The following is an 11114-nucleotide window of genomic DNA, read 5'->3' on the forward strand; positions in this document are numbered from 1 at the left end:
AAATGAGAGGAAATACTATGGCAAGATATCTAGGTAAACGAATCTTCTACCTGGTTTTGACTTTGTTTATCGTGACGACCATCACGTTCTTCTTGATGAAGTTAATGCCCGGTACGCCACTTACGAACCAAGAAAAACTTTCGCCAGAACAAATTGCTTTGATTTATAAGCAATATGGTTTGGATAAGCCGGTTTGGGTTCAATACATTGACTACTTAATCAATGCAACCCACGGTGATTTCGGAACTTCCTTCCAATTTAGTGATCAACCCGTTTCATATTTGATCTCTAGCCGGATTGGCGCTTCTGTTCAATTAGGTGCCCAAGCTATGGTGATCGGTGTCATTATCGGGATCGTTGTCGGTGCCTTTGGTGCCGTTAAACGGAATACATGGATGGATAGTGCCACAACAATTATTTCAATTCTCGGAATCTCGATTCCAAGTTTCGTCTTGGCCGTTGTGCTTCAATACTTCTTGGGTTTGAAGGCTGGCTGGTTCCCAATTGCGGACTGGGGTGGCTTCAGCTACACCGTGCTGCCAACCTTAGCGTTGGCGATGGCACCATTGGCTGAATCGGCTCGTTTCGTCCGAACGGAAATGGTGGATGTGTTGAGTTCTGATTATATCGAGCTTGCTCGGGCAAAGGGACTCAGCAAAACAGGTGTGATTTATCATCATGCTCTGCGGAACAGTTTGATTCCGCTGGTTACCATTATTGGACCACTGGCCGTTAACATCATGACTGGATCAATGGTTATTGAAAACATCTTCTCAATCCCTGGTATTGGTAACCAATTCGTTCAATCTGTTTTGACGAATGATTACCCAACCATCATGGGTCTAACCATTGTTTATAGTTTCATGTTGACGATTGTGTTGCTGCTTACGGATATCGTATACGGCATCATCGATCCACGAATCCGAATCTCAGGAAGCAGGGGGTAGAGAATAATTATGGCTGATGAAATTAAACTCCCTCTCGATAGTTTTGAAAAGCTAACGAAGGGCGATACGCTAGATAGCGAAAAAATTGCTGCACCGTCACTAACATTCGTCCAAGATGCTTGGCGTCGTTTGAAGAAGAACAAAGGAGCCGTCATTTCGATGTGGATCTTAATCCTCTTCTTTATCCTGGCTTTCGGTTCAATTCTGTGGTCACCACACGATCCTAATGCGGTTAACCCACAGTTTGCCAACCTTCCACCTAAGTGGCCTGGCATTGGTATTAACGGGTTAAACGGGACGCTGGTTCAAGCCGGTGAACGGGTTAACGCCTATGCCCAAGCTGGTGCGGGCGCAAACGTTCATTACATCTTTGGTACTGACTATCTTGGTCGTGACCTGTTATCACGGATGCTTTACGGTACTCGGATTTCATTGATTATTGCCGTTGTGGCAACGTTCTTTGATTTAACAATTGGTGTTACTTACGGTATCGTTTCTGGCTGGAAGGGTGGCCGTGTTGATAACTTCATGCAACGGGTGATTGAAATTATCCTTTCAATCCCTAACTTGGTGGTTATCGTGCTGTTAATCCTGATCTTGAAGCCAGGAATGACGTCAATCATCTTGGCCATCGCCTTTACGGGTTGGACCACGATGGCACGACTTGTCCGGGCCCAAACCCTAGAAATTAAGGAGCAAGAATATGTTCTGGCTGCCGAAACCTTGGGTGAAAGTTCCTTCAAAATTGCTTTCAAACATTTATTACCTAATCTATCAAGTGTCATCATTATCCAAACCATGTTCACGATTCCTAACGCCATCTTCTTCGAAGCGCTACTCTCGTATATCGGTATTGGGATTAGCTCACCAAAAGCTTCACTTGGTACGTTGCTGAATGATGGCCAAAAGAACTTCCAATTTTTACCTTATCAAATGTGGTATCCAGCGATCGTTCTGTCGATTATCATGATTGCCTTCAACCTCTTCGGTGATGGTCTTCGTGACGCCTTTGATCCACAATCACAATCTAGAGGGTAGGTGAACTAACAACTATGCAAAGTACAGAAAAAATTCTCCAAGTTAAAGATTTAACCATTAATTTCAATACTTATGCCGGAACGGTTAAGGCCATCCGTGATGTTAGCTTCGACCTCCACAAGGGCGAAACGCTGGCAATCGTTGGTGAATCCGGATCAGGTAAGACGGTTACAACCCGTTCTATCATGGGCTTGAACGCCTCAAATGCCAAAGTGGTTAAGGGTAGTTTGATGTTCCATGATAAGGATATTTTAAAAATGAACGACAAGGAACTTCAGTCCATGCGTGGGGCTGAAATTGCTGAAATTTTCCAGGATCCAATGACGTCATTGGACCCAACGATGAAAATTGGTCGTCAAATTGCTGAACCCCTTATGATTCACAAAGGGATGAAGCGTGATAAAGCGATGAAACAAGCGCTCGAAATGATGAAGTTGGTTGGTATTACGGATGCTGAAAATCGAATTAACGATTATCCGCACCAATTCTCTGGTGGGATGCGTCAACGGATCGTCATCGCGATTGCGTTGATTAACTACCCAGAAATCATTATTGCTGATGAACCAACGACTGCTTTGGACGTGACGATTCAGGCGCAAATCCTGCGTTTGATGAAGGAACTTCAAGACAAGATTTCAACTTCCATCATTTTCATCACCCATGACTTGGGTGTTGTTGCTGGGATGGCTGATCGAGTTGCCGTTATGTACGCGGGTAAAATCGTGGAATACGGAACGGTTGACGAAATCTTCTATGATCCAAAGCACCCATATACTTGGGGCTTGTTGAACTCAATGCCAACCTTGGATACAGCAGATGATTCATTGCCTTCAATCCCAGGAACGCCTCCTGATTTGTTGGATCCACCAACAGGGGATGCGTTTGCGCCTCGTAACGAGTACGCGATGAAGATTGATACGCAACAAGAACCACCATTCTTCAAGGTCTCCGATACGCACTATGCGGCTACTTGGTTGCTCCATCCGGATGCACCAGCAGTAACGCCACCAGCGCAAATCGTTGAACGTCAAAAGAAGTACAAAAAAATGCAACAAGCGTTAGCTGACGAAGCTAAACAACCTGTTAAGGAAGAGGAGGAGCTATAATGGTTGACTACGAAAACGGCAAAAAAGTTCTAGAAGTAAGCCATTTGAAGCAATACTTCAACGTTGGCAAGTCAGATGAAGTGCGTGCGGTTGATGACATTTCATTCGATATTTACGAAGGTGAAACCTTTGGCTTGGTTGGTGAGTCTGGTTCAGGTAAGACCACGATTGGTCGAGCTATCATTCACTTATACCAACCAACGAGTGGCTCCATTAAATTTAATGGTGAAGAAATCATTGGCTTAAAAGACCGTCAGAAGATGCAGAAATTCCGTCGTGACATGCAAATGATTTTCCAAGATCCGTATGCATCATTGAACCCACGGATGAAGGTTAAGGATATTGTGGCGGAAGGAATCGACATTAACCATTTGGCTAAGGACGATGACGACCGTAGCAAACGAGTGGAAGACTTGCTGGAAACAGTTGGTTTGAACAAAGACCACTCAAGTCGTTACCCTCATGAATTCTCTGGTGGTCAACGACAACGGATTGGGATTGCCAGAGCATTGGCTTTGGAACCTAACTTTATTATCGCTGATGAACCTATTTCAGCCTTGGATGTTTCCATTCAAGCCCAAGTGGTTAACTTGTTGAAGGACCTGCAACGTGAACGTAAGTTGACTTACTTGTTCATCGCGCATGACCTTTCAATGGTTAAGTACATCAGTGATCGTATTGGGGTTATGCATTACGGTAAGATGCTGGAAATTGCGGATGCCGATGAAATTTATGCGCACCCATTGCATGATTACACGAAGAGTTTGATTTCTGCTGTTCCAGTTCCGGATCCAGAGTACGAGCGGACACGTCAACAATTGGATTATGATGCCAAGCTTGAACACGATGATAAGGAACGAAAAATGGTTGAAATTTCACCACGTCATTGGGTTCGTGCGAGTGAGGACGAAATTCCAATGTACCAGAAGCGTGCGCAAGCAGAGTCATTGGTGAAGGATTAGAGAGCGACAACAATTGGGTGGCCCTGAGGATTAAGGGCGCCTGACAAAAAATAATCGGGTTTGGATTATTGTCAGGTGCTATTAAACGTAAGGGGCAGATTGTTGGAGCTCGTTTCGGCAATGTTGCTTAGGTTTACAAATGTTAGTAAAGCAGCCTCCGGCCTTCTGACCATGGAACGCATTGGGACTCCCTGGAGCCGAAGAGCGGTCTCCAGACCCGTCCTTCTTCTAAGCGTGCCGCTAAGAAGAATTTCAATGCTGATGGCCAGGGCCGTTACGGCTGCCTCGTTTGAAAATGATTCGACGTTGGCAAAGTACAAGTCAACAGCGATATTTTGGTACTAACCATGACTCACCGAACTGAGAGGCGGTTGGGTCAGCAGGTCTTGCCAAGTCTTTCTCTCGTTTCTAAACCTATAGAACACACAAAAGGCGCCTGAGAAGTTAATTCTCAAGCGCCTTTTGCGTTGCATTAATTAGTCGATTGGTTGGTCGACATTGTTGAAGTAGTCTACTGAGATTTTACCGTCAGTGACTGTCAATTTAGTTACGGAACCGTTAATGGCTGAAACTGCCACGTCGATATCTGAGTATTTTGAAACAACACTTCGAATTAAGGTACCGTGGGTGGAAACAAAAACTTTGTCGCCATCTTGGCACTTGTTAATGAGATGATCAAAACCGGGTTGCAAACGACCCCAGAACGTTGCGTTGTCTTCTGCATCATGGTAAGGATCAGCTTCGTGAAGCATGTCTTTGGTTTTTTCGATTGAGAAGGTATCAATCATTTCGTGGAAGTTGTTGGTACCGTGAGGGCTACCCACCATGTGCCAAGTGGCGTAGTCGTCATTTCCTTCGAAGTAGCCGAAGTTTTCTTCCCGAAAGGCAATATCGATTTCGGGTTCCTTGATTTTGCCATTGTTGGCTTCAAGAATGTAGCCGGCCGTTTGACGAGCCCGACGAGCATCACTGGATACTGCATGGGTGAAGATAACGTCTTTTAGGCGTTCACCGGCTCGTTTAGCATCAGCAACCCCGTTATCAGTTAAAGGGGTATCTGACCAGCCTTGAATGCGATGGTACTTGTTGAGATACGTTTGTCCGTGGCGAACCATATAGATATTAAAAGTTGTCATGTGAAATTCGCTCCTTAATTTTTCTAATTTTAACCTACCAGATTCATTCTAACATAATTGAAAACGCTTTATTAGCCACTTTCATAAAAAATATCAGAATTTGTGAAATCAGCGCGAAAGCTTTTCATAAAGCGGATTATAATAGCTTCTCGCACCGAAAAGTGGTAAAATTTTAAGTTGAATTTGAGAATGGAGGGGTTACATGCCAGATTCTATAAAAGCACAAGAACAAAAGCACCTTGATGACGTTGTCGTTAAAATCAAGGATGCTCAAGTTGAAGCTAAGCGCCGCATTAAGGTCGCTGAAACCGACGAGAGTGGCATTCGAAATAATTTCCAGAATGACCTGAGAATCAAGACTGACTCCTATACGGGTATGATGGAAACTGCCATTTCAGTTCGGCAACAACAGCAATTACTGGCAGAGCGCCAAAATAGTTGGCAACACGCAACGTCTCAGTTAGAAACACTGACACGTTTGGAAAAGACCCCTTATTTCGCTCGGATTGATTTTCATGAGAAGGGCGAACCAAAAACCGAAACGATTTATATTGGACTGGCTTCGTTTTCAGATCAACCAGACCACTTCTTGGTCTATGACTGGCGTGCGCCAATTTCCAGTGTTTACTATGATGGTGGAATCGGTGAGGTGACGTACCAAACACCTGATGGGGACCAGGTGGTAAACGTCAAACTCAAACGCCAATTCCAGATTGAAGATAGCAAGATTAAGACCGTTTTCGATACTGAAGAAGCGGTTGGTGACCAGATGCTCTTGGACGCTTTAAGTGGGCAATCTGACACTAAGATGAAGAGTATCGTCACCACGATTCAAAAGGAACAAAACCAAATTATCCGGGATACGAAGTCGGATCTCCTGTTTGTTCAGGGATCTGCTGGTTCAGGTAAGACGGCTGCTGTGCTGCAACGAGTCGCTTACTTATTGTATCGTTACCGTGGTCATTTAACGGCCGGTCAGGTGATTCTTTTCTCACCAAACCAATTGTTCAACGACTATATTGACCAAGTGCTCCCAGAGCTAGGTGAGCACAATATGGTACAGATGACCTACTACCAATTTATGGGGCGTCGGGTACCAAACATGCAAGTTGAAACACTGACGGAGCGGTTTTCCCAGGACATGAGTCCGGCACAAAAACGGACGAATGAGTTAGTTAGCAGCTTAGCCTTCTTTAAGGCGGTTACGACTTATGCTAACCATTTAAATAAGGAAGATATGATTTTCCGGAACATTCCATTTAGAGGTAAGACCTTTATCTCAGCGGAACAAATCGCCGAAATTTACTATGGCTTTAATGAAAACTACAGCTTATCGAACCGTCTTCAAGGTACCAAGGAGCGCTTGATTAAGCACCTGAACCGTCGGATTTCATCCGAAATGAAGACCAAGTGGGTTGAGCAAGCGGTTCAGGACCTGAGCCAAGAGCAGATTAATGATATGTATGCCGGCGAAGCGCGTGAGGACGAGTCGGAAGACAAGCAATTTAAATTCTTGGCCCGTAAAATAGTGGTCAACGAATTCCAGTCTGTCCGTAAGGCGATTATGCGCAGTCGTTTCTTAAGTATCAATTCGCAATTTGTTCACTTTATGCGGGCGATTCCACAAATTATCAATTTAGAAAAGCACGGGATTAGTCGTGAAGACTGGCAAGCTGAGATCGATGAAACGGTCGAACACTTGAGAGACCGTCACGTGCGCTTAGCGGACATTTCAACGTACTTGTATCTCTACGATCTAATGACTGGTAAAAAGGGCGAGCGCGACATGCGGTACGTCTTCATCGATGAGATTCAAGACTACACGCCATTCCAGTTGGCTTATCTAAAGTACAGCTTCCCGAAGGCTCGATTTACGTTACTTGGTGATTTGAATCAAGCCATCTTCACGAAGGAGAACAGTCGGACCTTGCTGGAAGAGTTGAGTACAATGTTTGATAAGGACAAGACGCGGGTCATTCAATTAACCAAGTCATACCGTTCAACCAAGCAGATTACTGACTTTACGAAGCACATTCTCACGAACGGCGAGGCGGTAGACTCGTTTGCCCGAGATGGTGATTTACCAACTATTAGCGTACAACCATCGGCTGAAAAGACTTTAGAAAAGTTGGAGAAGCAATTAGCGTTTAATGATCAGGAAGGCGAAACGACAGCGATTATTGGTAAGACGCTGGAGGATTGTCGCGCTTTATCTGAACTCATGCAGGCACGCGGGCTGAAAGCAACCTTGATTCAATCCGAAAACCAACGCTTGGCCGCTGGAACGATTATCGTGCCATCATACCTGGCGAAGGGACTGGAGTTTGACGCCGTGATTGTTTGGGAAGCTTCAAAAACCAACTACCATGACGACGATGAACGCCAACTCATGTACACGATTTGTTCAAGAGCGATGCACCAACTTTCAATCTTGGCAACTAATGAATTATCACCACTTTTTGATCAAGTACCAGAGAGTGACTACACTGTAATCAAATAAACGGAAGACGGCCAGAAATGGTCGTCTTTTTTTGTTGGGTGAATGATATAATGGTTTCGTTAAGCACAACTTCTAGGATAAGGAAGAACATCATGGCAGATTTGATCAATTATGATTCTTTTAGCAAAGAGCAGTGGAAAAATTTCTATCAAGAGGCCCAGGTTCCGTTGACGCAGGAAAGTCTTCAGCAAATTCAAGCGTTTAACGACCGGATTTCGCTTCAAGATGTTCAAGATATTTATATTCCGTTGGTGTATCTGATTTCGCTCCGGTTGGCGCAGTTTAAGCGCTGGCAGGTGGTGCAGGCCAATTTCTTACAAAAGGAACCCCGCAATGTGCCATATATTATTGGGATTGCGGGAAGTGTCGCAGTGGGGAAAAGTACGACGGCTCGGCTATTAGCGGTGCTGTTGCGTCACTTTTTCTCGTCAGACCGAATTGAATTAATCACCACGGATGGTTTTCTTTATTCAAACTCGGAGTTGACGGAACGTGGCATCATGGACCGCAAGGGATTCCCCGAGAGCTATGATATGAAGAAACTGATTCAATTTTTAAACGATGTGAAGGGTGGCAAGCCGATTGTGCAGGCGCCGACCTACTCACACCAAATTTACGATATTGTGCCGGAGGAGTTTCAGGAAATTAATCGGCCAGATGTGCTGATTGTGGAAGGCATCAACACGTTACAACTACCAAGTACGGAACCGATTTTCGTATCAGACTTTACCGACTTTTCGATTTACGTTGATGCTGAGGCGGAGTTGGTAGAGCAGTGGTACCTGGAACGATTTGGCGCCTTGCTGGATACGGCGTTCCAAGACCCGGCCAATTACTACTATCCTTACGCAATTGGCGATCGACGGGCGGCTTTCCATATGGCCAAACGAATTTGGCGTGAGGTGGACTTAGTTAACTTAAACGAGTACATTTTGCCTACCCGTTCACGGGCGGATTTGATTATTCATAAAACGGATAATCACCTGATTGACCGGTTGTCTCTCAGGAAATACTAATCAGATTCCAGATATATTTGACGGGGTCGTTTTTCATAGGTATCATAATTAGATAGTTAATTTTGAAAGGGTGAACGCAGTGGCCAATGTAGATCTTTCGACATTTGATAAAATTATTGTCCTAGATTTTGGTAGTCAGTATAATCAATTGATTACGAGACGGATTCGGGACTTAGGCATCTATTCTGAACTCATATCTCACAAAATAACCGCAGAAGAAATTAAGAAAATTAATCCAAAGGGGATTATTTTCTCCGGTGGCCCTAACAGTGTTTATGATGAGGGTGCTTTCCGCGTTGACCCAGAAATTTTCAAGTTGGGGATTCCAATCTTGGGAATTTGTTACGGCATGCAGTTGATGGCATACACGCTTGGTGGCGATGTTAATACCGATAACGGTCAATACGGTCGTGCCGAGATTAACATTACTTCTGATAACGCTAAGTTATTCAAGGACACCCCTAAGACGCAAAACGTCTGGATGAGTCATGGTGACTTAGTAACCAAAGTACCAGAAGGCTTCGAAATTGTCGCAACTAGCGATGATTGCCCTGTTTCCGGGATGCAGGACTTGGACCGTAACTTCTACGGCATCCAATTCCATGCTGAAGTACGGAACACGGACTTTGGTATCCAAATTTTGAAGAACTTTGCTTTTGACGTGTGTGAAGCCAAGGCTAACTGGTCAATGGATGACTTCATCGACCTACAAATTCAATCAATTCGTGAAACAGTCGGTGACCGCAAAGTGCTCTTGGGCCTTTCCGGTGGCGTTGATTCTTCCGTTGTCGGCGTGCTGTTGCACAAAGCCATTGGGGACCAACTGACGAGTATTTTCGTTGACCACGGTCTATTACGTAAGGGCGAAGCTGAACAAGTTATGGATAGCTTGGAAGGTAAATTTGGTCTTAATATTGTGGCTGTAGATGCCCGTGACCGGTTCTTATCTAAGCTTGAAGGCGTTAGTGAACCTGAACAAAAACGAAAGATCATTGGTAACGAGTTTATCCAAGTCTTCAACGATGAAGCTCAAAAGCTGGATGGCATTGACTTCTTGGCTCAAGGCACACTTTATACTGACGTGATTGAAAGTGGGACTGATACGGCGCAAACCATCAAGTCTCATCATAACGTTGGTGGCCTGCCAGAAGACATGCATTTCCAATTGATTGAACCATTGCGTTCACTCTTTAAAGACGAAGCCCGTGAGTTGGGTGAAAAACTGGGGATGCCTTCAGAACTTGTTTGGCGTCAACCATTCCCTGGACCTGGTTTAGGAATTCGAGTAATTGGTGAAATCACCGAAGAAAAGCTCGAAATCGTCCGTGATAGTGACCTAATTTTACGAGAAGAAATTAAAAAAGCTGGCCTAGATCGTGACATCTGGCAGTACTTCACGGTACTTCCAGGTATCCGTTCAGTCGGCGTCATGGGTGACGGTAGAACGTACGACTACACAGTTGGTATTCGTGCCGTAACCTCCATCGATGGGATGACAGCTGACTTTGCGCACATTCCTTGGGAAGTCTTAAGTGACATCTCTGTTCGGATTGTGAACGAAGTGAAGCATGTTAACCGTATCGTGTATGACGTTACGAGCAAGCCACCTTCGACAATTGAATGGGAATAAAAGGTACATGTAAATTGAACCCGGAATGTTGATTTAACGGCATTTTCGGAAGATACAAAGGATACGATTGGCGGGGAATTTGTTACGTTCCCCGCCAGAATCCCCGCCAAGTTTGGGCCGAATGAGGGCTAAGCTGGCGGGGATTTTTTGATGGCTTTAGCATATAATGATTGTGGAACCTAAACGTATGGATGGAGTGGTATATATGACAGATACGTATTTTATTAGTAGCCTTCAGGGTGATGAGGCCTCAATTACAGCGATTGCAACATGGTAGATTGCAAATTTAATCCGAATTTTTGGAAAAATTTGTCAGCATAACCTGATACGGTGTTTGCCAGTCGAGTATTTTAAGCGGTCTCTGGTTAATTTGGAGTAACGTCGTCGTTAAATCTTGAGCACTAATGTGCTCAAAACGAGTCCCCTTAGGATAAAAATAACGTAAATTCCGATTAAAGCGTTCATTACTACCACGTTCAGCTGGAGTATAAGCATGGCAGTAATAGGTCTTAATACCATATTGTGATTCAAGTGATACTAGCCCACTAAACTCAGTGCCACGGTCCACAGTAAAGCTGTGCACCGGACCATTAAAAGTTGTTAGGAACTTAGTTAGTGCTTCATTAACAGTCGCTGTCGTCCGATCTTTTAACCGGTATGCCCAAAGGAACCGTGATTTTCGATCGATTAAAGTTAATAAAACTGCCTTACTATGCCCACGAGGACCAACGACTGTATCTAGTTCAAAATCGCCGATGCGATTACGTTGATTAATCATC

At 44.4% G+C, this 11114-nt stretch carries 8 protein-coding genes and 1 pseudogene; 7 read left to right on the forward strand and 2 right to left on the reverse strand.

The window, feature by feature from the left end; all coding sequences use genetic code 11:
• The first annotated feature begins 17 nt into the window (after window positions 1-17).
• From opp3b to LOSG293_RS03895, 4 genes are read left to right on the forward strand one after another with little or no spacing between them, the layout of a single operon-like run.
• Complete coding sequence (gene opp3b / locus LOSG293_RS03880) at window positions 18-947, forward strand: oligopeptide ABC transporter permease (RefSeq protein WP_034527242.1); 930 nt, start codon at window positions 18-20, stop codon at window positions 945-947.
• Between the two features lie 9 nt (window positions 948-956).
• Window positions 957-1985, forward strand: coding sequence for an ABC transporter permease (locus tag LOSG293_RS03885; protein ID WP_034527245.1), 1029 nt, complete (start codon window positions 957-959; stop codon window positions 1983-1985).
• A 14-nt stretch (window positions 1986-1999) separates the two neighbouring features.
• Entirely contained in the window at window positions 2000-3091 is a 1092-nt protein-coding gene (locus LOSG293_RS03890) for an ABC transporter ATP-binding protein (RefSeq protein WP_034527248.1), read from the forward strand.
• Window positions 3091-4053, forward strand: a complete 963-nt coding sequence (locus tag LOSG293_RS03895; protein ID WP_034527251.1) for an ABC transporter ATP-binding protein — start codon at window positions 3091-3093, stop codon at window positions 4051-4053. The genes LOSG293_RS03890 and LOSG293_RS03895 overlap by 1 nt, the downstream gene beginning before the upstream one ends.
• A gap of 476 nt (window positions 4054-4529) precedes the next feature.
• Here the strand turns inward: LOSG293_RS03895 and LOSG293_RS03900 are convergent, their stop codons facing one another.
• Window positions 4530-5189, reverse strand: a complete 660-nt coding sequence (locus LOSG293_RS03900) for a histidine phosphatase family protein (RefSeq protein WP_034527256.1) — start codon at window positions 5187-5189, stop codon at window positions 4530-4532.
• A gap of 202 nt (window positions 5190-5391) precedes the next feature.
• On the opposite strand from LOSG293_RS03900, the gene helD reads away from it, so the two are divergent.
• The 3 genes from helD to guaA all read left to right on the forward strand — a co-directional run bounded on the left by helD (window position 5392) and on the right by guaA (window position 10335).
• Entirely contained in the window at window positions 5392-7689 is a 2298-nt protein-coding gene (helD, locus tag LOSG293_RS03905; RefSeq protein WP_034527258.1) for an RNA polymerase recycling motor HelD, read from the forward strand.
• A gap of 92 nt (window positions 7690-7781) precedes the next feature.
• Window positions 7782-8705 (forward strand): type I pantothenate kinase, encoded by a 924-nt coding sequence (gene coaA, locus LOSG293_RS03910; RefSeq protein WP_034527260.1) that lies wholly within the window; start codon window positions 7782-7784, stop codon window positions 8703-8705.
• Between the two features lie 79 nt (window positions 8706-8784).
• Window positions 8785-10335: a glutamine-hydrolyzing GMP synthase gene (guaA, locus tag LOSG293_RS03915; protein WP_034527263.1), complete on the forward strand. Its 1551-nt coding sequence runs from the start codon at window positions 8785-8787 to the stop codon at window positions 10333-10335.
• Between the two features lie 286 nt (window positions 10336-10621).
• Here the strand turns inward: guaA and LOSG293_RS03920 are convergent.
• Window positions 10622-11114 (reverse strand): annotated as a pseudogene (locus LOSG293_RS03920) (IS30-like element ISLpl1 family transposase); the annotation flags it as partial.

The organism is Secundilactobacillus oryzae JCM 18671, assembly GCF_000740055.1.
In the GTDB taxonomy this organism is placed as follows: Bacteria; Bacillota; Bacilli; order Lactobacillales; family Lactobacillaceae; genus Secundilactobacillus; species Secundilactobacillus oryzae.

Excerpts from the sequence above, each read along its gene's own strand:
- opp3b (WP_034527242.1), top strand. The coding sequence starts at position 18 with ATGGCAAGATATCTAGGTAAACGAATCTTCTACCTGGTTTTGACTTTG.
- LOSG293_RS03885 (WP_034527245.1), top strand. The coding sequence starts at position 957 with ATGGCTGATGAAATTAAACTCCCTCTCGATAGTTTTGAAAAGCTAACG.
- LOSG293_RS03890 (WP_034527248.1), top strand. The coding sequence starts at position 2,000 with ATGCAAAGTACAGAAAAAATTCTCCAAGTTAAAGATTTAACCATTAAT.
- LOSG293_RS03895 (WP_034527251.1), top strand. The coding sequence starts at position 3,091 with ATGGTTGACTACGAAAACGGCAAAAAAGTTCTAGAAGTAAGCCATTTG.
- LOSG293_RS03900 (WP_034527256.1), bottom strand. The coding sequence starts at position 5,189 with ATGACAACTTTTAATATCTATATGGTTCGCCACGGACAAACGTATCTC.
- helD (WP_034527258.1), top strand. The coding sequence starts at position 5,392 with ATGCCAGATTCTATAAAAGCACAAGAACAAAAGCACCTTGATGACGTT.
- coaA (WP_034527260.1), top strand. The coding sequence starts at position 7,782 with ATGGCAGATTTGATCAATTATGATTCTTTTAGCAAAGAGCAGTGGAAA.